Annotated in this window: 21 protein-coding genes and 1 tRNA gene; 15 read left to right on the forward strand and 7 right to left on the reverse strand. The window is 40.8% G+C overall.

Annotation, left to right across the window (positions count from 1 at the left end; all coding sequences use genetic code 11):
• Positions 1–43 precede the first annotated feature (43 nt).
• Together ACVHUV_RS10395 and ACVHUV_RS10400 are read right to left on the reverse strand one after the other, a co-directional pair.
• Positions 44–1,051: a tyrosine-type recombinase/integrase gene (locus ACVHUV_RS10395; protein WP_462084567.1), complete on the reverse strand. Its 1,008-nt coding sequence runs from the start codon at positions 1,049–1,051 to the stop codon at positions 44–46.
• 122 nt (positions 1,052–1,173) lie between these two features.
• Positions 1,174–1,246, reverse strand: a tRNA-Val gene (locus ACVHUV_RS10400).
• 125 nt (positions 1,247–1,371) lie between these two features.
• Between ACVHUV_RS10400 and ACVHUV_RS10405 the strand changes: the two genes are divergently transcribed.
• On the forward strand, positions 1,372–2,214 hold the full coding sequence (locus ACVHUV_RS10405) for a DNA-3-methyladenine glycosylase family protein (protein ID WP_462086894.1): 843 nt from the start codon (positions 1,372–1,374) through the stop codon (positions 2,212–2,214).
• A 42-nt stretch (positions 2,215–2,256) separates the two neighbouring features.
• On the opposite strand, the gene ACVHUV_RS10410 is transcribed toward ACVHUV_RS10405, so the two are convergent.
• On the reverse strand, positions 2,257–2,406 hold the full coding sequence (locus tag ACVHUV_RS10410) for a hypothetical protein (protein WP_317941839.1): 150 nt from the start codon (positions 2,404–2,406) through the stop codon (positions 2,257–2,259).
• Between the two features lie 339 nt (positions 2,407–2,745).
• Here ACVHUV_RS10410 and ACVHUV_RS10415 point away from each other — a divergent pair, with 339 nt between their 5' ends.
• Positions 2,746–4,113, forward strand: coding sequence for an aldehyde dehydrogenase (locus ACVHUV_RS10415; RefSeq protein ID WP_462086895.1), 1,368 nt, complete (start codon positions 2,746–2,748; stop codon positions 4,111–4,113).
• A gap of 64 nt (positions 4,114–4,177) precedes the next feature.
• On the opposite strand, the gene ACVHUV_RS10420 is transcribed toward ACVHUV_RS10415, so the two are convergent.
• The gene (locus tag ACVHUV_RS10420; RefSeq protein WP_462084568.1) at positions 4,178–5,773 is read right to left on the reverse strand and encodes an ATP-binding protein; all 1,596 of its coding nucleotides are present in this window, start codon (positions 5,771–5,773) and stop codon (positions 4,178–4,180) included.
• A gap of 98 nt (positions 5,774–5,871) precedes the next feature.
• Here ACVHUV_RS10420 and ACVHUV_RS10425 point away from each other — a divergent pair, with 98 nt between their 5' ends.
• From ACVHUV_RS10425 to ACVHUV_RS10450, 6 genes are all read left to right on the forward strand, one after another.
• Positions 5,872–6,921, forward strand: coding sequence for a M42 family metallopeptidase (locus ACVHUV_RS10425; RefSeq protein WP_462084569.1), 1,050 nt, complete (start codon positions 5,872–5,874; stop codon positions 6,919–6,921).
• Between the two features lie 14 nt (positions 6,922–6,935).
• Positions 6,936–8,426: a UDP-N-acetylmuramoyl-L-alanyl-D-glutamate--2,6-diaminopimelate ligase gene (locus ACVHUV_RS10430; protein ID WP_317941835.1), complete on the forward strand. Its 1,491-nt coding sequence runs from the start codon at positions 6,936–6,938 to the stop codon at positions 8,424–8,426.
• Between the two features lie 122 nt (positions 8,427–8,548).
• Entirely contained in the window at positions 8,549–10,123 is a 1,575-nt protein-coding gene (locus ACVHUV_RS10435) for a peptide chain release factor 3 (protein ID WP_317941834.1), read from the forward strand.
• A gap of 769 nt (positions 10,124–10,892) precedes the next feature.
• Complete coding sequence (locus tag ACVHUV_RS10440) at positions 10,893–13,958, forward strand: efflux RND transporter permease subunit (RefSeq protein WP_462084570.1); 3,066 nt, start codon at positions 10,893–10,895, stop codon at positions 13,956–13,958.
• A 410-nt stretch (positions 13,959–14,368) separates the two neighbouring features.
• Positions 14,369–15,124, forward strand: a complete 756-nt coding sequence (locus ACVHUV_RS10445; protein WP_462084571.1) for a MeeY/MeeF family manganese export membrane protein — start codon at positions 14,369–14,371, stop codon at positions 15,122–15,124.
• Between the two features lie 272 nt (positions 15,125–15,396).
• A complete protein-coding gene (locus ACVHUV_RS10450) occupies positions 15,397–16,749 on the forward strand; it encodes a TrkH family potassium uptake protein (RefSeq protein WP_317941956.1) in 1,353 nt (450 codons plus the stop codon).
• 49 nt (positions 16,750–16,798) lie between these two features.
• On the opposite strand, the gene ACVHUV_RS10455 is transcribed toward ACVHUV_RS10450, so the two are convergent.
• The gene (locus ACVHUV_RS10455) at positions 16,799–18,583 is read right to left on the reverse strand and encodes a B12-binding domain-containing radical SAM protein (RefSeq protein WP_462084572.1); all 1,785 of its coding nucleotides are present in this window, start codon (positions 18,581–18,583) and stop codon (positions 16,799–16,801) included.
• A gap of 189 nt (positions 18,584–18,772) precedes the next feature.
• Between ACVHUV_RS10455 and ACVHUV_RS10460 the strand changes: the two genes are divergently transcribed.
• Both ACVHUV_RS10460 and ACVHUV_RS10465 read left to right on the forward strand, forming a co-directional pair.
• On the forward strand, positions 18,773–20,203 hold the full coding sequence (locus ACVHUV_RS10460) for an ATP-binding protein (RefSeq protein WP_462084573.1): 1,431 nt from the start codon (positions 18,773–18,775) through the stop codon (positions 20,201–20,203).
• An 83-nt stretch (positions 20,204–20,286) separates the two neighbouring features.
• Positions 20,287–20,733 (forward strand): MarR family winged helix-turn-helix transcriptional regulator, encoded by a 447-nt coding sequence (locus ACVHUV_RS10465; protein WP_317941828.1) that lies wholly within the window; start codon positions 20,287–20,289, stop codon positions 20,731–20,733.
• A 73-nt stretch (positions 20,734–20,806) separates the two neighbouring features.
• Here ACVHUV_RS10465 and ACVHUV_RS10470 read toward each other — a convergent pair whose 3' ends face one another.
• Positions 20,807–21,454, reverse strand: a complete 648-nt coding sequence (locus ACVHUV_RS10470) for a hypothetical protein (RefSeq protein ID WP_462084574.1) — start codon at positions 21,452–21,454, stop codon at positions 20,807–20,809.
• A 49-nt stretch (positions 21,455–21,503) separates the two neighbouring features.
• Positions 21,504–21,692: a YkvS family protein gene (locus ACVHUV_RS10475; protein WP_462084575.1), complete on the reverse strand. Its 189-nt coding sequence runs from the start codon at positions 21,690–21,692 to the stop codon at positions 21,504–21,506.
• A gap of 185 nt (positions 21,693–21,877) precedes the next feature.
• Here ACVHUV_RS10475 and ACVHUV_RS10480 point away from each other — a divergent pair, with 185 nt between their 5' ends.
• From ACVHUV_RS10480 to ACVHUV_RS10500, 5 genes are read left to right on the forward strand one after another with little or no spacing between them, the layout of a single operon-like run.
• Positions 21,878–22,036, forward strand: a complete 159-nt coding sequence (locus tag ACVHUV_RS10480) for a Spo0E family sporulation regulatory protein-aspartic acid phosphatase (protein ID WP_462084576.1) — start codon at positions 21,878–21,880, stop codon at positions 22,034–22,036.
• A 34-nt stretch (positions 22,037–22,070) separates the two neighbouring features.
• Positions 22,071–23,006 (forward strand): AAA family ATPase, encoded by a 936-nt coding sequence (locus ACVHUV_RS10485; protein WP_462084577.1) that lies wholly within the window; start codon positions 22,071–22,073, stop codon positions 23,004–23,006.
• Positions 23,003–23,953 carry a DUF58 domain-containing protein gene (locus ACVHUV_RS10490; RefSeq protein ID WP_462084578.1) on the forward strand — a complete coding sequence of 317 codons (951 nt, stop codon included), beginning with the start codon at positions 23,003–23,005 and terminating at the stop codon, positions 23,951–23,953. Before ACVHUV_RS10485 ends, ACVHUV_RS10490 begins: the two co-directional genes overlap by 4 nt.
• Before the next feature lie 5 nt (positions 23,954–23,958).
• Positions 23,959–24,213 (forward strand): hypothetical protein, encoded by a 255-nt coding sequence (locus ACVHUV_RS10495; protein ID WP_462084579.1) that lies wholly within the window; start codon positions 23,959–23,961, stop codon positions 24,211–24,213.
• The gene (locus ACVHUV_RS10500; RefSeq protein WP_462084580.1) at positions 24,156–25,388 is read left to right on the forward strand and encodes a hypothetical protein; all 1,233 of its coding nucleotides are present in this window, start codon (positions 24,156–24,158) and stop codon (positions 25,386–25,388) included. The genes ACVHUV_RS10495 and ACVHUV_RS10500 overlap by 58 nt, the downstream gene beginning before the upstream one ends.
• Positions 25,389–25,445: the final 57 nt, after the last annotated feature.

Raw genomic sequence — 25,445 nt, forward strand, 5'->3', positions numbered from 1 at the left:
GCGACCTACTCCGATTGGTTACGGGGCGGGTCGCCTTTTTAGTCTACATATCCAACTGATTCGCGGTAATCGAATACTGTCGCGCGGCCTTCGTCAAAGACGCTGCCGATACGTGGGCATATCGTTTTACCATTTCATACTTAGAGTGGCCGAGGATCAAGCGTAATTCCTCCATGCCTCCTCCGTTTTCAAGCCATCGCGTGGCAGCGGTATGACGGAATATATGCGGATGAACTGACTTATTAATCGAAGCCGTTTGCGCGTAATCTTTCAACCGCTGATTAAACGTATTTCTGTCGTATGGATTTCCGCTATCTGTCACAAAAATGTAATCGGAATGAACGGTGTGTTCGTTCTCTTTAATTAGCTCGTCCAATAGGCGCAATATACGTGTAGATACCGGCACAGCTCGCGCCTTCCGGCTCTTTGCGACAGTTGCGCGAACTATAACTACTTGCGCTTCATGGTCAATATCGTTGCGCGTGATTGTCGTCGCTTCGGTAATTCGCAGCATCGTATCGAGTAAAAACATCGTCAATACATAGTCGCGATAATCGGTATAATACGACTTGTCCATAACGCCAAGTAGCCGCGTTATCTCCTTATCCGTCAATACCTCGATCATTTCTTCCGGCTCGCTGACGTTTGAAATTCGTTCCATCGGATTAGACTCAATCTGCCGTTCGCGATGTAACGTATTGAACATGGCGCGAATCGTTTTGAGGCGCGTATTAATTGTAGACGGCTTTAGTCCGACCTCTTTAACTCTTCGATGCGCGACCGTCCGGAACTGGACGTGTTCGAACTGCATGTACGTGATCCACTCGCGAATAAACTCGGTCGTAATCGCGGATATGTCGTATAATGCGCCATGCTTTTCGATATATTCGCAGAAGAACTTAAAATTATCCTCGTATTGATTGCGCGTACCTTCCGAAACGCCTTCCGAAACTTTTACTGCGACAAATTTACGAAATAAATTGCGAATGTCCTCCGCGTCCTGCTCGCCTTTCTTCGCATGATTGGCGACATAATTGCGCCGTTTCCTCACTACTACCGTCCTCCAATTCGTGGGTAGCGGTAAGCAGTATACTTTTCGCAAGAAATACGAAAAACCCCGCTCACGCTAACGTTGTGTAAACGCTGACGTGACGGGGTTTAACCGTGATTTTATGATTCCGACTGGGCTCGAACCAGCGACCTCTACCCTGTCAAGGTAGCGCTCTCCCAGCTGAGCTACGGAATCGGGAGATAGTTGTTTACTGCACAAGTTATATTATAGCGCGTTTGAGTTTAAAGTCAACATTATTTTTAAAAGTTTTTTCTTGAAGCGTAAAAAGGTATTATAGATGGAAGAGGGAGGTGGGACGTATCGATCGTTCTATTAAGTTACCTTTTCGATATGATTATGACCGTGCGCTTGAACGGTTAGCATCCGATCCAGTGCATTCGATAAATTTACCAACACGTGAAGTGCGAATTCCAATGGAGGAAGGGAATATTGTACGTCTTGTTGGTACGGGTACTACGGAGAGTCCATCGTTTATTTTGCAAAATGTGCTGAATGAAGACCAAGTTGAATGGGTGAAGCGTCGTTTTCATTTTCAGTCGCTCGATCAAATAAATAATCATTTTATGCAAACAGATTTGGAGCAATTATTTATCGAACATGCCGGTACGCCGCTCATTCGAAACTTTTCTTTGTATGGAACGCTCATGCAAAACATCATCCACCAACAATTAAATCTAGCTTTTTCCCACACATTGACGATGCGATTCGTTCAAGCGTTTGGCTCAGAGCAAGAGGGCGTTTGGCGGTATCCAAAACCTGAAGTTGTCGCTCGTCTGCGAGTTGATGATTTGCGAACCTTGCAATTCAGTACACGTAAAGCAGAATATGTCATCGGTTTGTCGCAAGCAATTGCCGATGGACGACTAGATCTGAATAAGTTTGAGACGATGGAAGATGAAGAGGTCATACGTGAGTTGGTTGCCTATCGAGGTGTTGGTGCGTGGACAGCTCAAAATTTTCTCTTGTTCGGGTTAGGTAGACCGAATTTGTTCCCGATCGCAGATGTCGGTTTGCAGAATGCTTTGAAGAAAGTGTGGAATCTTACGCGTAAACCGACTGCGGATGAAATTGCAGAGCATTTTCCGAGGTGGTCTCCGTATTTAAGTTACGCTGCGCTGTATTTATGGAGAAGTATCGAATAAAAAAGCTTCCCATTTTCAAGTGGAAAGCTTTCTGGCATGTATTTATTGTGTAGGGTCTTCGTTTGTTTGTTGATCCATTTCACCAAAGTAGAGGAAAGTTTCATCATTTAGGTCTGAGATGCGCTCCTTGTTGAGTCCTAATGAAAGATTTCCTTCAAAAATTGTTTCCCACCAAGTTTCTGTTGTTGTCATGTTCATTTCCTCCATTCGTTTTTCGTTGTCATTGTTGGTATGTGCTATTTCTTTACCCGAGAAAGTGAGTAGTTTAAACTGAATACATGAAAAAAGATCCTAAGGCCTATGTGTTGATTGTTGTGTGATTTATCTTTTCTTGCCTTTTTCGACGTGTTTTTTCCTTGGTTTTACGTAGAATGATGACAAGATTTCGATGATTTACGTATACCTAGTATATGTTGTCGTATATTGAACCAAACTGCGTAATTGGTCGGAATTTGGTGGTTAGTAAAAACAGTGCTTTTGCTATATTGACTTTTTTGAAGGGAGATTGATTTTGTGACTGTGAAGAAAAATATGGAGTCAATGATTACGTATCAACAGAATTTTTATGCGACCGGTGCAACTAAAAGCGTTGCGTTCCGATTGGACATGTTACATCGTTTGAGAGAAGCGATTAGTGCTAATGAGAAGAAAATTCAAGAAGCCTTATTAAAGGATTTAGGGAAAAGTTCTTTTGAGGCCTATGTGACGGAAGTCGGTTTTGTTTTGTCGAGTATTACGCATATGATGAAACACCTGGAAGAATGGATGAAACCCGAACAAGTGAAGACGCCCGTTCATTTGCAACCGGCTAAAAGTTTTGTTGTACGGGAGCCATATGGTTCTGTCTTAATTATCGGACCGTTCAATTATCCGTTTCAATTGGTCATGGATCCTTTAGTTGGGGCAATTGCAGCAGGGAATTGCGCGATTATCAAACCTTCTGAAGATGCTCCGCACACGGCTGCGGTTGTACGTGATCTTGTGACAGCTACCTATCCACCTGATTTCGTGCGTGTTGTTGAAGGTGGTGTGGAAGAGACGTCGGCGCTCATACATGCTCCGTTCGATTACATATTTTTTACAGGGAGTGCAACTGTCGGGAAAATTGTTATGAAGGCTGCAGCAGAGAGGCTGACACCTATCACGCTTGAACTTGGTGGGAAAAGTCCTGCAATCGTCGATCAGACCGCCAATATACGAGCGGCCGCTGAACGGATTGTCTGGGGGAAATTTGTGAATAATGGGCAGACATGTGTAGCGCCAGACTTTGTACTTGTCCACGAAAGTGTCAAAGATCATCTTATGAAAGAAATGAAAAATACAATTCGTGATTTTTATGGGAAAGATAGCGCAAAAAGCCCGGATTACGGACGGATTATTAATGAAAAACACTTTGATCGATTAGTGCAGCTGTTGGAAAGAGAGAAAGGACAAATCTCTGTTGGTGGACAAGTAGACCGTCAAGAACGCTATATTAGCCCAACTCTTTTGGATGGGGTGGCGTGGGATAGCCCGTCAATGGAAGAGGAGATTTTCGGTCCGATCCTTCCGATTATCACTTATAAACATTTGGGAGAAGTTATACATCGGTTGCGCCAAATGCCAAAATCGTTGGCGGCGTACCTGTTTTCCGAAAATGATAAAGCACAAGAATACTTTTTAGCGAACCTCTCTTTTGGTGGAGGGTGCATTAACGATACAATTTCGCATGTGGCCAATATCCACTTGCCGTTTGGTGGTGTCGGAGCTTCGGGTATGAACGCTTATCACGGACAAGCGAGCTTTGAATTGTTTTCGCATAAGAAATCCATTATGAAAAGAAACTCGAAAATTCCTGTCCGTATAGGTTTCCCCCCGTATGGCAATAAGCTGTCGGTTATTAAAAAGATTCTTAAATAGCGCGTTAACGGTAAGACCAATCCATATGAAACCCGCATGAATATTAGCTTCATGCGGTTTTCATTTAGGAATTCATGACATTTGTGCAATCAGATTTATTGAATGAATGGATAGGTAACGTGATAATTACTTCAGCACCCTCTTTAGAGCATTTATTTATCTCGATTGTTCCATCGTGATCGAGAATAATTTTCTTGGAAATGACGAGTCCAAGACCAGCGGCGCCATCTTTGGTTGTAAAGAATGGTGTAAATAGTTGATCAAGCGATTCGTGATGGAATCCTACACCAGTGTCTTTTATCGTTATCATAAGGGTTTCATTTGAGACTGTATTCATAAAAGAAATAGATCCTTTATTGGAGATCGCTTCAATCGCGTTTCTAATCAAATTGATAAATACTTGCTTAAGGCTTTCTTCGTTACCAAAAACAGTTGTTTGGTATTCTGCTAGATAAACATCACTACCAATGTCTTTTGCAATCAGTTCATGTTCGAAATGCGAAATGACTTCCATGATTAAATTTTCGATATCTATTTGCTTTCGTTCTTTTATATTCGGTTTTGATAATATTAAAAACTCATTGGCAATTAAATTGATCCGTTTAATTTCATTTTCCATAATTTCGCTAAAGGCACGATAAGGATTCGCTGGGTCGCTGTTCATCATTTGAACAAACCCATTTATAGATGTCATTGGGTTGCGGACTTCATGGGCGACAGATGCAGCCATTTCACCAATGGCATTCAATTTAATGGCTTCCATTTTAATGCGTTCAGCTTGAATCCGTTCTGTCATATCACGGACGATGACCGAAATAGCAATGACTTTATTGTTTTTGTCCTTAATGGGTGCAAGCGTTGTGGCTGCCTCGAACATCGTGCCATCTTTACGGATTTCTTTTGTACGTAAGTTCTTGAAATGCCTGCCTTCTAATAGTAATTGGATACGTTCAATTACATTATCTTCTTCAGACGGATGGTACAAAGTAATTCTCTTTCCGATGCAATCTTCTTTTTTCCACAAATACAACTCTTCAAATGCAGGATTGACAGCTAGTAGTTTCATGTCAATCGCAAAAACAGCGATGGCGTCTTGGGCGTACTCGAAAAATAAATCCAAGTAACCAGAGGTGGATGTAGATTCAGGAAGTTGATCTTTAAATAATATTGAAAGCTCTGTTGACCGCACTTTGAATGTAAAAAGAAGAAGGACAAGCATTCCGATGATGACGGTTGTGAAAATGAGTAAAGAGGCATTGTTCATCGGTTGTACTGTAAGCTGCACATACCTAACTATAACCATACATTCAATAGTTGTAATGAGTAGAAGCGACAATGATAATACGGTATGTTTAAAGAGCACAGCTAAAATAATGGGTAAAAGTAAAAAATAGATAAAAATTAATTTATGATCAATAAGAAATAATGAAATTAAGTAGAAATGGCTCGTACTAATCATGATAGGTATGAGAAAGGTCAGCAAAAAATTGCGAGAAAGCATATAGTGCAAGCAACCTGTTATAACAGCTCCTACTGCAATGATAGAGAGGTATTCATAATGTTTTAATGATACTGTCAAAAGTAGTTGTGCTAAAACAATGAAACTAAAAAAGTGTAGTAAATACTTAGTTTGTGTGAGGATGAATTGATCGGTTTTCATTGATGCACCTCTCTTAGAAGTAGTATTATATGTATCATACATGATTTATCAACGAATGAAAACAGAAGTTTCAGAAATAGAAAAGAGGTTGAAAGTGCATGAAGCAGTTTAATGAAAAACGTACAGTTACGTTATTAGAAAAGTTAGTAAAGACACCAAGTCCATCTGGTTTTACGGACAAAGTGATGCAAGTTATCCGTGAAGAGTTAACGAGCATTAAAGTACCGTTTGTGCAAACAAATAAAGGTGCGATTATTGCAACTGTCAAAGGGAAAGATGATACGCGTCATCGATTGTTGACGGCTCACGTGGATACACTAGGAGCAATGGTCAAAGAAGTGAAGAGCGATGGCAGGTTAAAACTTGCTATGGTCGGCGGTTTTAATTGGAATGCAGTTGAAGGAGAATATTGTCGTATACATACTGCTAGCGGTAAAGAAGTGAGAGGAACCATTTTAATGCACCAAACGACTCTTCATGTGTATCGCAATGCAGGAATTGCCGAGAGAAGTGCGGAAAACATTGAAGTACGTATAGACGAAAAAGTGAAAAATGCTGCAGATACAAGAGCGCTAGGGATTGAAGTAGGCGATTTTGTTTCTTTTGATGCGCGCTTTGAAACGACTGAAAGTGGGTTTATTAAATCAAGGCATTTGGATGATAAAGCGAGTACAGCTTTGTTGCTGGATTTACTTTGGACAATAAAGGAAGAGAACGTGGAATTGCCGCATACAACGCATTTCTATATCTCCAACAATGAGGAAATTGGCTACGGCGGAAATTCTAATATCCCTCAAGAAACAGTAGAATATATAGCCGTTGATATGGGGGCGATTGGTGATGGCCAATCATCTGATGAGTTCACGGTTTCCATTTGTGCAAAGGACTCTAGTGGTCCTTACCATTACGGCTTGACGCGGCATTTGACAGCTCTTTGTGAAAAAGAGAATGTGCCTTTTAAATTAGACATTTACCCATACTATGGATCGGATGCATCTGCTGCTATTCGGGCAGGCTTTGACGTGAAGCATGCTTTGTTTGGTCCGGGAATTGAATCGTCTCATGCGTTAGAGCGGACACATGTTGATTCATTACGTGCAACGGCACAGTTGTTATATGCTTATGTGAATTCAGATATGATGGATTGAAGGAGAGTCTTGTGATGAATTGTAATGAATTATTTGACGTGCTGCCAATTAAAACAATAGAAGGGATATTACCAGAACAGGTTACTGATCTTGCGGTAAATTCTCGTTCCGTTAATGCGGGAGGTGCATTCGTTTGTATTAAAGGGTTTACAGTCGACGGACATATGTATGCACAAAATGCAGTAGAAGCGGGTGCTCGTGTCATTGTCGCGTCGGACCGGGTCGACGTAGATACGGAACGAGTGGCGGTTGTCTATGTTGACGATACAATGCGAGCGATTGCATTACTGGCTCCTCGGTTTTATCGTTATCCCTCCAAAGAAATGACGATGATTGGTGTGACAGGAACGAACGGGAAGACAAGTGTCAGCAATATGATGCATGCGATTTTGCGTCATATTGGTGAAAAGTCTGCAGTGACCGGGACGATCGGGTTTAACTTGGATGGTGTGTTGTTTGAAACTGAAAATACGACGAATGATGTTTTGACGACTCAACAGCTAATTCGACAAGCGGCGAATGCAAATTGTTCGACGATGACGATGGAAGTATCGTCACATGGTCTGTTGGAAGGAAGGCTGGCAGGTACGGAGTTTGACATTGCTGTCTTTACGAATTTATCGCATGATCATTTGGATTTCCATGGCAGTATGGATAATTACGGCCATGCAAAAGGTCTTTTGTTTGCGCAACTCGGACAAGACTTGGAGAAAAAGAAGTTTGGTATCGTTAATCGTGATGATCTTTGGGGAGAGCGTATGAAAAAGATGACCGCATTCCCTGTCTTGACGTATGGAATTCATCAGTCTGCCGATTTTCGTGCGTCAGACATCGTTTTAAGTGATAAAGGGACTTCTTTCCATTTGGAGTCACCTGAAGGCGAATTTAATGTATCAATGGCACTCATTGGCGAGTTTAATGTTTACAACGCACTTGCTGTAATTGCTGCGTTGTATGCGAAAGGAATTCAAATCGAGTCGATAATTGAAGGTCTAGCTGTTATCCCAGCTGCAAAAGGACGAATGGAGAAAGTAGAGACGGATTTACCGCTCACAATTTATGTCGATTATGCGCATTCTCCGGATGCAATCGAAAAAGCGATTCAAGCTGTATTACCGTATAAAGGTACTGAAAGAAAATTAATCTTTGTCATCGGTACAGGTGGCAATCGGGACAGGTTGAAACGTCCATTTATGGCAGAAAAGGCTTCGATTGCGGACTACGTCATTTTGACGACAGACGATCCGAGAGACGAGCCATATGCGTCAATTCTTTCAGAGCTTGAAGTGGGCATGCAACATGACCAGTACGCGTGTATTGGAGACCGTGAGGAAGCGGTTCGGCATGCAGTTGCAGTTGCTAATGAAGGAGACATCATTATTTTCGCTGGTAAAGGTCACGAGGATTTCCAAATTATCGGGAAGGAAAAATTTCCGCATTCAGATGCAATGATTGCGCTTGAAGAAGCAGAGAAGAAGTTTGGTCATCAAGTTCGTGAGCAATAATAGTGAGAAGGGCTGTCTGTTTAGGCAGCTCTTTCATTTTGATTAATTCCGAAGAAAAAAATGTTGAAAATGGTTTGCAATCTGTCTATGCTTAAAAAAGCGGAAAAGAAGGAGTTATTTATATGCAAAAATCGATACATGATGAAATTTTATCCCGGCGGACATTTGCGATTATCTCGCATCCAGATGCCGGGAAAACGACGATGACTGAAAAACTGCTTTACTTCGGTGGAGCTATTCGTGATGCGGGGACTGTAAAAGGGAAGAAAACCGGTAAATATGCCACTTCCGACTGGATGGAAATTGAAAAACAACGGGGAATTTCGGTAACGTCTTCTGTTTTACAATTTGACTATGATGGTAAACGAGTAAATATTTTGGATACCCCTGGCCATGAAGATTTCAGTGAAGACACGTACCGTACATTAATGGCGGTAGATGCAGCTGTCATGATGGTCGATTCGGCAAAAGGGATCGAGCCACAGACGATCAAATTGTTTAAAGTTTGTCGGATGAGAGGCATTCCGATCTTTACGTTCATGAACAAAATGGACCGACAAGGGAAAGAGCCGTTAGAATTGATGGAAGAGCTTGAAGAAGTGTTAGGAATCGAGTCGTACGCAATGAATTATCCTATCGGGATGGGGAAAGAATTTATTGGCGTGTACGATCGTTACAATCAACGAATTGAGCAAGCGCGTGTTGAAGGGGAAAGTCATTTTCTTCCGTTAAATGAAGACGGTGAGCTTGCGGTTGAACATCCGATGACAGAGACGTCCTATTACAAGCAAGCGCTTGAAGATGTCTTACTGTTGAATGAAGCAGGGAACGAGTTCGATACTGAACGTGTTGCAAAAGGTGAATTAACACCTGTATTTTTCGGCAGCGCGCTGACGAACTTCGGGGTGCAAACATTCTTGGAAACGTTCTTAAAGTTTGCGCCTTCACCACAGCCGAGAATGACGAAAGATGAACAGGCAGTGGATCCAAAGGCTGAAGAGTTTTCAGGCTTTATCTTCAAGATTCAGGCGAATATGAACCCCGCGCACAGAGATCGAATCGCGTTTGTCCGGATTGTTTCAGGAAGTTTTGAAAGAGGTATGTCCGTCACCATTCCTCGAATTTCAAAAACAGTGAAGTTGACGCAAACGACGCAATTTCTCGCGGATGACCGTGAAACGGTGAATGAAGCGGTTGCAGGTGACATTATCGGCTTATATGATACAGGGAACTATCAAATTGGTGATACAGTTGTTGGTGGAAAGTCAAACTTCCAATTTGAAGCATTGCCACAGTTTACGCCTGAACTATTTGTTCGTGTGACGGCCAAAAACGTTATGAAATCAAAGCATTTCCATAAAGGGATTCTTCAGCTTGTGCAAGAAGGGGCTATTCAATATTACAAGACGCTGCATACCGAAGAAGTGCTGTTAGGCGCAGTCGGTCAACTACAGTTTGAAGTGTTCGAACATCGTATGAAGAACGAATATAACGTTGAAGTGCATATGGAACATATTGGTTCAAAGGTGGCGCGTTGGATTGAGAATGAAAGTGACGTGAAAGATTCGATGACAGGACAACGGTCGATGCTCGTGAAGGATCGATACGACAATCTCGTCTTTTTGTTCGAGAATGATTTTGCACTCCGCTGGTTCGGTGATAAGTATCCAGATATTCGATTGTACAATTTGTTATAAGGATTAGGTTTGGCTGGATAGACTTTGAAATGAGTCTATTCGGCTTTTTTGGTTGAGGGGAGAATGCTGCGTTTTGCGGGGTTATGCGGCGAATGGGGAGGAGAATGCGGCGTTTTGCGGAGTTATGCGGCGAACTGGGAGGAGAATGCGGCGTTTTGCGGATTTATGCGGCGAACGGGGGAAATATGCCGCGTTCAGATGGGTTGCTTTGTTTAGAGGAAAGACATTCGCCGAAGGTAAAGTTAGTTTACATATTTGGCCAGCATAATTGTTCCGTGGATAGCTTGAAGTGTTAGGAAGTAGCAGACGCGCTAAAATGGGTTTTGACAAATTAGGGTTTTATGTTTTAGGTATGGGGAATTTTTGTTTAGTGGATTTTTTGCGGCGAAGTGGGTGGAGATTGCGGCGTTTTGCGGATTTATGCGGCGAATGGGGAGGTAATGCGGCGTTCTGGGAATTTATGCTGCGAACGAGGGAAGAATGCTGCGTTCTGGGGATTTATGCCGCGAACAGGGAAAGAAATGCCGCGTTCTAGGGATTTATGCGGCAAACGGGTGAAGAATGCTGCGTTCTCTGAAGATATATGGCGAACAGAGGTAAGTGAGTTGGTGAGTGACTTGTTTGAAGTTTGTTTGGTTAGGGGATGTGTGACAGAGTGATGGAATTTTGAGAAGAGAGTTAGGGGATGGTGAGAGTTCGTGTTTGATGTTCATAACTACATTCAATATGATGGATATAGTGATGTGGTGATGTAGAAAGGAATGGGCGCATGAAGATCAGTAATTTTGCAATAAAGAGACCGGTCTTTACGATTGTGACGATGTTTCTTGTCATTATTCTGGGAGCGGTATCTTTTTTAAAAATTCCAGTGACATTAATTCCAGAATTAAATCCTCCTGTAGCGGTTGTGGTAACAAATTATCCTGGGGCTTCTTCAACTGAAGTAAGTGAAAAGTTGACGAAACCGTTAGAAGATAGTTTATCAACAGCACCTGGATTGAAATCGATGCAATCTTCGTCTCAGGAAGGTGCGAATTTCATTTTATTAATGTTTGATTGGTCTACAAAGATTGATGATGTGCAGCTAGATATTTTACAGCGGATTGATCAAGTGCCAATTCCGGAAGGTTCAAATGCTCCACGGTTTATGAAATTTGATCCGTCGCAATTTCCTGTCATTCAGTTATCGTTACGGACTTCGGCTGAGGATGCGGATATTCGGAATCTTGCGGAGCAACTTGAGAAAGAATTACGCCGGACGGAAGGTGTTGCGAGTGTAACGGTATCCGGCAAATTAGTGGAAGAAGTCCAAGTAGTACTTGACCAGAACAAATTAGGCAGTTACGGACTTGTCCAATCGGATGTCGTGCAAGCAATCCAGGCAAATAATGTATCGATGCCAGGTGAGCAAATTGAAACGGATGATGGAAAACAATTGACGACTCGGATTCTCAGCTCGTTAACGTCTGTCGAAGATATTCGTAATGTACTGATTAACATGGATCCGTTAACAGGTAAGAAAGTAAAAGTTGCAGATGTTGCAGATGTTGCGCTTGTTGAACCGAAAGCAACATCTGAAACGAGAGCGAATGATGAACAAGCAGTGCTCATGTCTGTATTGCAGGAGTCAGGTGCGAATACAGCGACAGTATCGACAGCTTTCAAGGAATCGCTGGATGCATTGCTTGCAAAAGAGAACTTTAAGGACATTGAAGCGGACATTTTGTTTGACCAAGGGGATTATGTCAAGTTGGCAATTGGGAATATCGGCCAATCTTTACTTCTTGGTGGTTTGTTTGCAATGGTCATTCTGTTTTTATTTTTACGAGGCATTAAAAGCCCGATTATTATAGGAGTGGCGATACCTTATTCGGTCATTGTCACATTCGTGCTCATGTTTTTTGCCGATTTTTCGCTAAATATTATGACGCTTGGTGCATTGGCGCTTGGCATCGGAATGCTTGTAGATAACGCCATTGTTGTCATCGAAAACATTGAACGGCATTTGGCAATGGGGAAAGATCGAGTGGAAGCTGCTCGAGATGGGGCGAAGGAAATTAGTGGGGCCATTACGGCTTCGACATTAACGACGTTAGCTGTATTCGTTCCAGTCATTTTTATTAGCGGATTGATCGGACAAATCTTTACAGAGTTCGCTTTGACGATTTCCTTTAGTTTGTTTGCTTCGCTTGTCGTTGCTTTGACGGTAGTACCAATGATGGCTAGTCGAATGTTAAAGAAGCCACGCAAGAACTTGGAAGCAAGGAGACGGCGTTCTAAAACAGTAAACAATTTCGAGCGATCTGTGAAGTGGTCATTAAAACATCGTGCGATCGTATTGACGATGACAGTATTGTTACTCGCTGGAAGTGGTTTTAGCTTATTCAAAGTTGGAACAGAATTTCTACCTGCAACAGATGAAGGGTTCTTCAGTATTGCAATCGATTTGCCAAATGGTTCAGCACTTTCATCCACAAATGAGGTTGTTGAAAAGATTGAGACAAGGTTGAAAAAGGAAGAAGACATTGAGGTGTATGTCAGTCTAGTCGGGGGAACACAGCAAAGTATGGCACAAGGGGGTTCCGAATCCAACACTGCTGAAATGTATGTCAAACTTGTTCCTATGGAAGATCGAGAACGGTCTGTGTTTGAATTTGTAGATGATGTACAACCGGAAGTTTTGGACCTAGTAGGCGAAGATGCAAGCGTTAGCTTCAATATGCAAACGGCTGCTGGATCCAGTCCGAACACCTTGTCGTTTTCATTGCAAGATACGAATGAAGAGCGGCTAAACAGTTCTGTTGTCAAACTGAATGATGAGCTGCAAAGGATGGATGGCGTATTAGAAGTCTCTAATAATTTGCAAGACACGATACAAGAAATCCATATTGACGTCAATCGTGAGAAAGCATTTGAACAAGGACTTGCACCTTATCAAATTGCTCAAACCGTCAATACGATTACTCGTGGTGCTTTTGCTACACAGTTTGTAGATGACAAAGAAGACGTCGTTTCTGTTTTGGTGAAGTATGATGAACAATTTCGGGACAGTATTGAGGCGTTGGAAAATATTAAATTACTAACGCAAACGGGGCAATTCGTTCTTTTGAAAGATGTTGCGACCATTTCAGTCGCTGAAGGTCCGGTGTCCATCCAACGGGTCGACCAAGCGCATTCAGTAACATTTGATGTCAAATACGAATCCTCTTTATCATTAGGTGAAATGACTGCAGAAGTGAATACGCTCATTGACAAAATTGATTTACCTAATGAGACTGAAATGGCTTATGGGGGAGACAGAGAACTGTTTGAGAGTGCGATCAATGACATGTTATTAGCAATCGTGTTGGCTGTCGTGTTAGTGTACATTGTTATGGCTGCTCAGTTTGAATCGTTCAAGTATCCATTTGTCATTATGTTTTCTGTGCCGTTAATGGTTATCGGTGTGGCGTTAGGACTTTTCGTAACGTCTACCCCAATCAGTGTGACAGCGGTAATCGGGGTGCTTGTACTCGTTGGAATTGTCGTCAATAACGGAATTGTCCTTGTTGATTATATTAATCAACGGAAGGAAGCGGGCATGTCATCCTATGATGCAATCATCGCTTCAGTAAGGGACCGTGTAAGGCCGATTTTGATGACTGCTTTGACGACCATTTTAGGATTGTTCCCATTAGCACTCGGGTTAGGAGAAGGGACAGAGATGAACCAACCGATGGGGATTGCGGTCATCGGTGGATTGATCAGTTCGACATTTTTGACACTCTATATTGTACCCATCATTTATAGTTTGTTCGATCGCCAGACGAGAAGGCGCGCAGTTGAACCTGAATGAATGAAATCCTTGGAAGCTTGCTCAAAGGTAGCTTCCGAGGGTTTTTTAATGAATTAGAAGTGTAAGTATTCTTTTTGAAAGACTATAAGCAGAATCGACGGTATCGGTGTTTCAATTCATCTTAGAAAGTGAGGTGGAAAGAACTGTGATTTTTTTTCGTAAGTAATTGTCCTCGAAAACGATTAGTGATATAATGATAGGAGAGCACTCAGCAACTTAATTAAATTTCTTTTGACGGTTGTCAAAGGGGAGTAGCTATAGGGAAACCTATTTCATAGTCGTCAATACATGGGCGTTGTCCATCGGTTATGATAGCTGGATTTTTCGTTTTGAAAATTTCTGACTTAGCGAGACCTTTGCCTTTATTAGGTGAGGGTTTTTTATTTTGTGAAAATAAGGAGGAAATTTAGTTGGAAGCAATTTTATTGGAATACGCATGGGTGCTAGTCGTTTTGATCTTTTTAGAAGGTCTATTGGCAGCTGATAATGCAGTTGTTATGGCGGTTATGGTGAAACACTTGCCAAAAGACCAACAGAAGAAAGCGTTGTTTTACGGATTGCTTGGAGCATTTGTTTTCCGTTTCGCGGCATTGTTCATGATTACGTTTTTGGTGAATATCTGGCAGATTCAAGCGTTAGGAGCAGCCTATCTATTGTTCATCGCCATTAAGAGTTTAATGGATAAAGGGAAAGGTGCAGACGGCCATGCGACCAAGAAACCACGGAAACAATCTGGCTTTTGGATGACGGTGCTGAAAGTTGAGTTGGCGGATATCGCTTTCGCGCTCGATTCAATGCTTGCTGCTGTAGCGTTGGCAGTGACCTTACCTGAACTTGGTGATTTTCATATCGGTGGCATTAATGGTGGTCAGTTCACCGTCATGTTGATTGGTGGTATTGTCGGCCTCGTCTTAATCCGATTTGCGGCTAGACAGTTTGTCATCCTTATTGAAAAATATCCAGTACTGGAAACAACGGCATTTATTATTGTTGGGTGGGTAGGCGTCAAATTGGCAGTCCTTGCATTAGGACATGAAAAATTAGCGATCATTGATACGGCATTCCCGCATTCAACACTTTGGAAGGTCATTTTCTGGACTGTCCTTGGAGCGATTGTTCTTTTCGGTTATTTGACTGCACTCGCGACAAAGCGTAAAAAGGCATAATGGTTAAGAGCTGGTACATCTTAAGAGGTGTATCGGCTTTTTCTTTGTCTAATTATCGAGTTAAAAAATGATTGCGTTGCAAAGAGACATTTGAGATAATCATTTTTATGTCTGTGGATGGATTTTTTGAAACTTTACACCCACTGTTTGCGTACAGTGAAAAAGGACTTTTTGAAGGATGAACGTGTTGGGATACCGCAATCCTTTCTTTTTTAGGTAAAGTTCTCTAAACTAGATAGATGATTCCTTCTACAAAGAAAGGTACTGATGGCATGAAGAAGCTTACAAAGGAGAGTTTGCATAGATTCACCCCTGCGCAAGTAATCGTATTTTATTATTTTTTGGCAATTGCTTGTTCATTTTTATTACTGAATTTGCCTGGTGTCTATTTGCCTGGCGTTAAAGTTAGCTTTATTGATAGTCTTTTCACCGCTGTCAGTGCTGTCAGTGTAACAGGCTTAACACCCATCAGCATAGGGGATACTTATACCGTTTTCGGTCTCTGTATGTTAATGCTTGTGCTGCAATTAGGTGGAATCGGTATTATGTCGATAGGTACATTTTTCTGGCTTCTCGTGAAAAAGAGAATTGGCTTGCGGGAACGTCAATTAATAATGGTCGATCATAACCAATATTCATTTGCTGGTGTTGTGCAACTCATAAAACAAATTGTTGGGATTATTTTCATTATCGAAATTACGGGTGGTGTCATTTTAACGTTATACATTATGCGTTTTTATGACACATTTAGTGAAGCGTTGCTTAACGGGATGTTTATGTCCGTGTCTGCAACGACAAATGCCGGTTTTGACATTACAGGAGCATCCTTACATCCCTACTATAATGATTATTTTGTTCAGTCCGTCATAATGGTGCTCATCATTCTTGGGGCGATCGGTTTTCCTGTCCTTATTGAAGTGAAAGGGTATTTTTCTAAAAAAGTTCCAAACTTCCGCTTTTCGTTATTTACGAAAATTACTACGGCGACATTCGGATTGTTGCTTGTTTGGGGCGCAATTATGATTTTCATTTTGGAATCATTTCATTCATTTAAAGGAATGACATGGCATGAAAAGATATTTACGTCTCTCTTTCATTCAGTATCGGCAAGGTCAGCAGGATTGACGACGTATGATATTACAAAATTTAGTGATGCGACAGATATTTTCATTTCATCGTTAATGTTCATCGGTGCTTCTCCAAGCTCAGTGGGAGGCGGAATTCGAACGACGACGTTTGCAATCGCTATATTATTCCTCATAAACTTTGCACGTGGAAATAACGTCATCAATATCTTTAGGCGTGAAGTGAAGCTTGTGGACGTGTATCGATCATATGCTGTCATCCTTCTTGCGGCAATGATGGTCATGACTGCATTGTTAATATTGCTCGTAACTGAAAAGAATATCCCGGTAGTCGCATTGTTGTTTGAAATCACATCCGCGTTCGGTACGTGTGGGATGTCACTTGGTATTACATCTGATTTATCCGTTGTCGGTAAAGTAATTATCATGATTTTAATGTTTATCGGACGAGTGGGACTTATTTCGTTCTTATATACATTAGGTGGAAAGACGAATAAAAGACCTTATACGTATCCAAAAGAACGAGTCATTATTGGATGAGGGAAATAATAAAAAAACGCGTGGACCGTTATCCGGTCGCACGCGTTTTTTATCGGACTGTAATCGAGTCCATGGCTATTTTATCAGTTGAACGAATTGATTCACGCATAAAACGGAATTGTGGTTTATGTCCACGGCAAAAGAAGGTTATTAAGTAGCCTTTTTCCATGCTGTACTCCATTGCATCATCTCCATTTGGTCGTACATTGATCGGTGTGATGAACGTATGTTTACGGATATTGCGTTCAGTTAAACGTGTGGGCGTGACGATGTCTTTAAGATAATGCTCATCTTGTAAAATACGTTGTTCAAGACTAGTTAATTCATTGGCATCAAGCTCTACATCCCACCAAATATGACGCGGTTGGAACGAATGGTGAGCTAAATAATCGATTTTCATGAGACTACGGATGATGTTCATGTCCCCTCGTTCAGTCTCCTCTAAAAATGCTTGGAGACGTGTGTAGAGGTCTTGCAACTGATGCCCGATTCTTGACCAGCCACGCGTCTCCCAGTAGGTCCCGAATTGTTGGAAGAAGTCAAACGGTGTCTCGAATACATGAGAAACAATATACTCGATTGTTCGTGGCATACGATTGTCATTCCAATATTTTTCGAGTACGTCTTCGGTCTGTTTAATTCGAAGAATCTCATCGAACGTTAACACATTATTCGAAAGGATTTCATAGGGTGCCTCATCGATATACGTATAACCGTATTGTTCCGCTTGGATTCGTAACCCTGTTCCGCGCAACAGCTTAAGGAAACCTAGCTGCAGTTCTTCGGGACGCATCGCGAATACATCATTAAATGTACGTCTAAAGGAGTTGTAATCTTCTTCAGGCAACCCGGCAATCAAATCTAAGTGTTGTGCGATCTTTCCTCCTTCTTTTACCATTGTGACTGTTCGAGAAAGCTTTTCAAAATTTTGTCGTCGCTTCACTAATTCATTCGTCAAATCGTTTGTCGATTGGACACCAATTTCAAATCGGAATAGACCGGCAGGGGCATTCTCATTTAAGAAATTGATGACTTCAGGGCGCATAATGTCACCTGTAATCTCAAATTGAAAAACCGTACCTGGCACATGTTCATCAATTAAAAACTGAAACATTTCCATCGCATAGCTTCGACTAATATTGAATGTGCGGTCAACGAATTTGATTGTTTTCGCTCCATTTTTCATTAAATATCGAATATCGTCTTTAATTGCCTCCCGATTGAAATACCGAACGCCAACTTCGATTGACGATAAACAGAACTGACAAGAAAACGGACATCCTCTGCTTGTTTCGATGTAGGTGACACGGTTACTGAGGTGGGGTAAGTCTTCATGAAACCTAAATGGTGAAGGTACTTCACGTAAGTCGAGCTTTGGTCCAGGAGGAGTTGCTTTGAAGATACCATTTTCTATGTAGGCAATCCCTTGGACTTCTGTTAAATCCATTTTACCTGCGTAGTAATCTAACAATTGTTTAAATGTTCTTTCGCCTTCTCCAATAACAATTACATCGATTTCGGGAACTTTTTCCAACCATTTATCGTAATCATATGTGACTTCAGGTCCGCCCGCAATGATAATTAAATCTGGGTTCGTCTTTTTCAACGTTCGAATTACTTTTAAGGATTCCTCTATATTCCAAATATATAAGCTGAATCCGACAATTTTTGGTTTTTTATGATGGATATCTGCTACAATATTTAAAATGGGATCTTTAATTGTGTACTCCGTAAGTATTGGTTCATACTCTGGTTGTGCAAACGCCTTTAAGGAACGGATGGCTAAATTCGTATGAATATACTTAGCGTTTAAAGTGGTAAGGACAATATTCATGTTTTTTCACCTTTTCTAGTAGTATTTAAGATGTGTGTCTTGATACGTGTAATTAGTTAAATGGGACTATTTTAATGTGTGGCGGAATATGAAATAATCAAAAATAAAGATAATTACTAAAATTGTATTTCTTCTCATCAAATCTATTCATTGCTCATATTGTCTACAAATGACATAGGAGGTATCAAATTGAGTGATCTTGAAAAAACGAGAAAAAATTTGTCGTTCCTAGTGGATGACAGCCTTCGACCGGGTCTCATTTTGCATATGGATGGAAACGTCCTGTATGAAAACGAAGCATTCAAATTGTCTTTTGACAGTGTTACGAATCAAAATATCGTCCAATTACTAGATGCATCATCGTATGAAGCTTTCGAAAAATTCACACGTAAAGCTAAACGATCAGGATGCATGATGATGGAAACGATGCCGAAGAAAGTCATGTTTACCGAAAAGCATCCTGTGGATATGCAGTTACTCTTTGTTCCTGATGTTAATAAAATGATCGTGATGTTTGATGCTGTTCATCTGCAAATGCTCCCCTCAATGAAAACATATGTTAATGCATTTAACCAATCATCCAACTTCATCCTCCTCGTGGACCAGGAGGGAATCATTAGGGACGTTAACGCCATGCATACTGTTTTCATCAACCGAAGCCGAGAAGATCTGATTGGCGAAAACATTTCTACAGTCCTCTCCATCATCGATTCTAGAAATACCAATGACTTTGCGGAAATATGTGAAGCTGTGAAAAGACAAGGTTGTGTAGAAACATTTAAATCGTACCAACGGACACAGGAAGATACACGTCATTATCATATTACTACGTATTACGATCAAGAAACAAATATGTATATTATCCAAATGGCCGATTCAACTGAAAAAGAGAACCTTCAAGTCCAATTGGCACATTCAGGATCTCTATCAGCTGTTGGTCAGATTGCAGCGAGCATTGCGCATGAAATTCGTAACCCGATTACAACGTTAAAAGGATTTACACAGTTATTAAAAGCATCCGCTTCAGACGATTCAAAACGGTATATATCCGTTATTGAAGATGAAATCGATCGGATGGAATCGATTCTGGGAGAAATGCTAGTGCTGTCAAAACCGTCTGTGAAGAAGAAGAGTATTTTTTCACTGGAAATTCTAGTAGATGAAATGGTGGGAGTGTTACAACCAAAAGCACTTATGGAAGGAATTGAAATTGATACCGATATTCGTGTAAAGGAAAGTCCACTTCTGTATGGTGATCCAGATAAATTTAAACAAGTCTTATTGAATCTTTTCAAGAATGCCCTGGAATCGATGGAACACGGTGGGATTTTGACAATTCAGCTTTCAGAAGAAGACAAAAAAATAATGTTGACAATTAAAGATACAGGGAAAGGAATGACCTTGCATCAAGTGAATCAAATTTTCATGCCCTTTTTTAGCTCAAAGCCTGGTGGTACAGGTTTAGGTTTACCATTCGTCTTGAAGACAGTAGAAGAGCATGGAGGAACGATTGCGGTAGAAAGTCAGCTGGAAATCGGGACAAAATTCGTGTTGACATTGCCAAAAAAGAATGAGGCTGCTAACGAAATGATGAATTGCAAACGGACGATTGTTTCATAACAATGGATATTTTGACACTTCCTTCAACTGAACAGTATAATAGTGTCACAGAGTTAAGGAATAATAGAAGGTGAATTTGAATAATGGCGAATGGTAAGGATACGGCGCGTGCATTAAAGTTATTTATTGTCCTTTCGAGGGCAAGCAAAGTCGTCTTGGAAGAAGCGAACAAGTTAATTGAAACCTATGATTTAAATCCAACTGAATTTGCGGTATTAGAATTGTTGCATCACAAAGGAAGGCAGCCTATTCAAAAAATTGGTCAAAAAATTTTATTACGAAGTGGGTCTATGACATATGTTGTAGATAAGCTTGAAAAAAGAGGACTCCTTGAAAGGGTTTCCAGTATGGAGGATAAAAGAATTACGTATATGTCGATTACACCAGCAGGTACAGCGTTAATTGAAGAGATCTTTCCCTCCCATGAAGAGAATATTGCTGGAATCATGTCGACACTTAGTGCTGAAGAACAAGAACATGCAATTCATCTTATAAAAAAATTAGGCTTATCAGTTAGGGATTTATCTTAAAGTTGAACTTATTATTAATCATACTTAAAAAGCCGGACAGCCACTATGATGTGACTGTCCGGCTTTCCTTTATTCATTGAATGGTTTCGCCCATTTTTAGAAAATCATTTGTAAATTCTCCATCTTGAGCATCAAAAATTGTCAATCTGACAATCATATCCCCTTTTTCAAAAAGCACTCCTGTGACGGGACCTGTAGCGGTTTCTACTTTAAAAGCTTGAACGTTTGACACACCCTCGTTGGAGTTAGTGTAGACATCTTTCACTTCTTCGGGTTCAACTCCATCACTTGAGGCTTTTAAAACTTCTTGCATATTTTCCGCAAGGTAATCATACAAGCCATCTTCTGCAGTTTTAGTTTCAATGCGCATAAACGCTGACTCATTGGTATTTGAGTACAAGCTATCTCGGCCAGGCTCTTCACTTGTTAATGTGTAGCCAGGTAACACTTTAAGTGCATAGGGTTGTTCATCGCTTTCTGTCAACGTAGCATCTGCCAGCGCATCGGAAGAGTCCGAAGAAGAAGTTTCTGAATCGTCGCTACCACTTTCCTCGGTACCGTCAGTTGTCGTACTCTCATCAGTCGAACTTTCCTCTGAAGGATTGACCGACTGTTCTTGTTTTTCTTTAGCGGGTTCTTCATTGTTGCTTTCTGTACCGCATGCTGCAAGGAGTAGGGTTGCGGCAAGCCCGGTGTATAAAATTTTACATTTAATCTTCATTCATAATCCCTCCCATTTACTAATTGGACGTATCATTGGCTGAAACGTTTCACTGATCAGTTCCATGAATAATTGTATACCGTTTATGGTTGACAACTGTTTTTTCTTCCAGCTCAAGTTCATCGAAGTTTTCCATGAATGTCAAATCGACAATGACAGAGTTTTCATTTACTTTTTCAACAATCCCTTGTAAACCATCTCTGAATTCTATAATGTTGCCAACTTCTGCGATTTTCATAGTTCGCCAGCTCCTTAAACAGATTATCTTTTATAGTGTGCCTTAAAATGTTCAATTCGTAAAGGTTTTCACTCAAAAAATTGTGCAATTTCATAAGAAACATCGGGATTGTTAAAACGTTTCTAATTATTTGTAAAATAGGTTATACTAGACTTTTAAAACTATTATTCTCGGGAGGCTAGCGCATGAGTTGTATATTGGAAGAACAAATCGAATTGACGCGTCAACAGTTGAGTGCGATAGCGTTAGAAAAGGGGATATCTTCTAAAGAAACGATTGAAGTGAGTGAAGAACTTGATCGTTTATTGAATGCGCTCCAAACAATCGGCGAGTTGCCGGAATAATAGATGATTAGGGGAATAGGGAGGATTATGTAAAATGGTGACGTTACAAGAGTTTCGAGAAGAATTGAATGAAGCGGTCGTGGGGAGAGAAAAGGAATTTGATTTATTGTTAATTGCCCTTTTACAAGGAGGGCATGTGTTGCTTGAAAGTGTGCCGGGTTCCGGTAAGACAATGATGGCAAAAAGTTTTGCCAATACATTCAAAGGAATTTTTAAACGTGTTCAGTTCACCCCGGATGTACTACCGTCCGATGTGACAGGCATTCGATTTTTTAATCCACAAACACAGGAATTTGTCTTAAAAGCAGGACCTGTACAAGCGAATATCCTTTTAGCGGATGAAGTGAATCGAGCGACCCCGCGTACACAGTCAAGTTTGTTGGAAGCTATGGAAGAGAAGCAGGTAACGATTGATGGAGAAACGATTGAATTGCCTACTCCATTCATGGTCATTGCCACACAAAATCCTATTGAATCTCAGCAGGGAACTTTTCCGTTACCGGCTGCTCAGTTAGATCGTTTTCTATTTAAATTGACAATCGATTATCCTTCATTTGATGAAGAACATGAGATTTTGCGCCAATATGGTTCTAAACCTGGCGAAATTCGAACGAAAGCGCTTGTCGACGCTCAACTTGTCCGTCAATGGGCAAAAGAAGCCGGAGAAGTGACTGTCCATGAAGATATTGAAAGATACATTCTAAAGATTGTTCGAGCTACAAGAGAACACCCTATGATGGAACTTGGGTTAAGTTCACGAGCTGCACTTGCAATCCTACAAGCCACGAGAGCAAAAGCATATATAGAAGGCAGGAAGTATGCTACACCGGATGATGTCAAAGCGATTGTGGCACCTGCTGCATTGCATCGACTGGAGTTATCGACAGAAGGTATGTTAACACGCTCGGTAGAGGAAGTGTTAAATGAAATTGTCAATCATGTGACTACTCCCATTGAGGCGACTGTATGATGAATTGGATCCGCTATGAGCATGGGTTCAAGGCGATCTACAACGGCATGCTCCTTACACTTACATTATTTCTTCTCTGTGCAGTGTTTGGTTTATCTACACTAGCGGCTTGTTTTGCTTCAGTATTTGCAATGTTGGCTTTTCAGAATTATTATTTCTCCAAAATTGGAGAGGGGTTGACGGTTCGATTCAAAGCGAAACAAAAACGAATCTTAATCGGACATGACGAAGAACTCATAATGGAATTTGAGAACGGTAGGGTCCCTATTTGGAACGGCACACTTATTTTGTCAATGGAAGATGCGGTTGCACCGAAAAATTTGTTAATGAAAAACTTTAGTGGAATCTATGATATTTATATTCCTTTCGCAATTGGTCGTCATGAAAGGACAGAAATTCGTATTCCATTAGAAGGGAAAAAACGAGGCAAATCAAGAATTACGAGAGTGTTGCTGGAAATACCTCATATGTTTGGGGATGGTTCAGTTAATATGGAACTAAAAGATGCAGTCAGTTATCAAAGTATCGTGTACCCAAGAATTACGAAGTTAGGAAGAGAGCTGACACCATCACCTTTTAAACCAGGAGAATTTCAACAACGGCAGTCATTGTTTGTTGATCCTTTCCAACCGATCGGTACGCGTGATTATATGCCCAATGACCGATTTGATCAGATTCACTGGTCAGCTTCTGCGAGAATGCAAAAACTGCAGACGAAAGAATTTCAGCCAATTAGTGCACAAATGATTGTTTTAATGATGAACGCGCTTGAGAAAGACCGAGGTTATCATGACTTTGAAGCAAAAATTGAACGGCTTGTCGCATATGCGGATTATTGTACGAAAAATGAGATCCTTATGCGGTTGCCATTAATTTGCGTACTTTGGGAGGAAGACCCTACTTGTTCATTCCAAGTGGCTCTGGAAAATTACACTTTCAAGAGGTAATGGAAATGATGGCGCAAATTTCAGATCGTTATGCGAAAATGCCTTTTGAGGAGATGATGAAACATATGGAGAGTTCAGGTCAGCTCTCTCCAACGATTGTACTCATCTCTCATGTTCAAGAAAGGTTTCAAAGGATTGTTCATCAATGGGAAAGACGATATACAGTTACAGTCGATACTTCTTTTGAAAGGGATGAAAATGAATGGGAGAAGCCAGAATTGAAGATGACAGGAACCGATTCAGTAATTCCGAGCGATTGATTGTTGAGTTATCGCTCCTGGCTTACATTTTTGCTTTCTTTTCACAAGAAGTTCATGCGGTTGTAGCGTTTGTATGGATCTTGATTGCGTTATTTGGAGGCATTGTAAGCTATTTCCTGTTTAGTAAGCGTGATTATTCAATAGGGCTCGGTATAGGTTTGGCCTTAAGTTTGACGATGCTAGTTTTGTTTGCAGGTGTTCCGCTTATGAGCGGCTGGTTTATATTCTTGTTTGCATTGTGGCGGATACAAGGGAATTTTAATGGTTCTCGCATTCATGGTTGGCCGTTTTTATTCGTAAATACATTTGTATTTGTCATACTGACAGTTCTTGTTCGGTTATTGTTTCCAATGGATAACCCTGGAGTTAGGATTCAGGAGCAGGTTGTCATCTATCTTGTTATCACATTTCTGTATTTCTTTGTGCGAATGTTGACGATTTGGAGTAATAGCCGCAAATTAGCTAATTTTAAATTAGTCGATGCCAATCGAATATTCTTCTCCATTATTGGGCTAGGCAGTGCGGTATTTGCACTTATCGCATTTGGCTTGAAACCTGTGCGTCTTGGATTATTCATGTTAATGGGTTTTTTATTCAACGGATTGTTCACGCTGTTCGGTAAAGCGACGAGTCCGTTTCTTGAGTATATTAACCGTGAAGCTGCAAAAATTCAAGACGAATTGGAAGATGAGTCGAGTGCCGTTGATTTTGAAATGCAAGAAGAGGCAAAAGTTTTCGGAGGAGATGGAAGTCTTTTTGAGTATGCCATGTTTGCAGTCGTTGCAACTTTATTAATCGTTGCAACAATTTACCTGCTTCGAAGAAAACGACAAAACATGCACATCGAAAAGAAAGAAGCATATACCTTCATTTCAAAAGGAAAGAAGAGAAATAAAACGGTTCATCGTCAACTGACGTATGATTATTCAATTGCGCGAGATGTTGTTAGACAAGCTTTTGAAAGTTTTGAGTTAGAAGCAAAAAAGTACAATTTTTCTCGGTTTCAAGGTGAAACTGTCTCTGAATGGTTTGCAAGAATGGGGTGGAAGCAGGAAGTACTTGTTGTAACACTTTACAATGATGTTCGTTACGGTGCCTATATCCCTTCAGAATTGGAGCAAAACACATTTTTACAAGCACTTGAAAAAATAAAGGAAAACTTTTTTACGAAATAGGTTTAACCTTTGTATGATCAGGGCATAGTATGATTGAACACAGCAACATTCTCATTT

This window comes from Sporosarcina saromensis (genome assembly GCF_054901285.1).

Excerpts from the sequence above, each read along its gene's own strand:
- ACVHUV_RS10410 (WP_317941839.1), bottom strand. The coding sequence starts at position 2,406 with ATGACAACAACAGAAACTTGGTGGGAAACAATTTTTGAAGGAAATCTT.
- ACVHUV_RS10415 (WP_462086895.1), top strand. The coding sequence starts at position 2,746 with ATGGAGTCAATGATTACGTATCAACAGAATTTTTATGCGACCGGTGCA.
- ACVHUV_RS10420 (WP_462084568.1), bottom strand. The coding sequence starts at position 5,773 with ATGAAAACCGATCAATTCATCCTCACACAAACTAAGTATTTACTACAC.
- ACVHUV_RS10425 (WP_462084569.1), top strand. The coding sequence starts at position 5,872 with ATGAAGCAGTTTAATGAAAAACGTACAGTTACGTTATTAGAAAAGTTA.
- ACVHUV_RS10430 (WP_317941835.1), top strand. The coding sequence starts at position 6,936 with ATGAATTGTAATGAATTATTTGACGTGCTGCCAATTAAAACAATAGAA.
- ACVHUV_RS10435 (WP_317941834.1), top strand. The coding sequence starts at position 8,549 with ATGCAAAAATCGATACATGATGAAATTTTATCCCGGCGGACATTTGCG.
- ACVHUV_RS10440 (WP_462084570.1), top strand. The coding sequence starts at position 10,893 with ATGAAGATCAGTAATTTTGCAATAAAGAGACCGGTCTTTACGATTGTG.
- ACVHUV_RS10450 (WP_317941956.1), top strand. The coding sequence starts at position 15,397 with ATGAAGAAGCTTACAAAGGAGAGTTTGCATAGATTCACCCCTGCGCAA.
- ACVHUV_RS10455 (WP_462084572.1), bottom strand. The coding sequence starts at position 18,583 with ATGAATATTGTCCTTACCACTTTAAACGCTAAGTATATTCATACGAAT.
- ACVHUV_RS10465 (WP_317941828.1), top strand. The coding sequence starts at position 20,287 with ATGGCGAATGGTAAGGATACGGCGCGTGCATTAAAGTTATTTATTGTC.
- ACVHUV_RS10470 (WP_462084574.1), bottom strand. The coding sequence starts at position 21,454 with ATGAAGATTAAATGTAAAATTTTATACACCGGGCTTGCCGCAACCCTA.
- ACVHUV_RS10475 (WP_462084575.1), bottom strand. The coding sequence starts at position 21,692 with ATGAAAATCGCAGAAGTTGGCAACATTATAGAATTCAGAGATGGTTTA.
- ACVHUV_RS10480 (WP_462084576.1), top strand. The coding sequence starts at position 21,878 with ATGAGTTGTATATTGGAAGAACAAATCGAATTGACGCGTCAACAGTTG.
- ACVHUV_RS10485 (WP_462084577.1), top strand. The coding sequence starts at position 22,071 with ATGGTGACGTTACAAGAGTTTCGAGAAGAATTGAATGAAGCGGTCGTG.
- ACVHUV_RS10490 (WP_462084578.1), top strand. The coding sequence starts at position 23,003 with ATGATGAATTGGATCCGCTATGAGCATGGGTTCAAGGCGATCTACAAC.
- ACVHUV_RS10495 (WP_462084579.1), top strand. The coding sequence starts at position 23,959 with ATGATGGCGCAAATTTCAGATCGTTATGCGAAAATGCCTTTTGAGGAG.
- ACVHUV_RS10500 (WP_462084580.1), top strand. The coding sequence starts at position 24,156 with ATGGGAGAAGCCAGAATTGAAGATGACAGGAACCGATTCAGTAATTCC.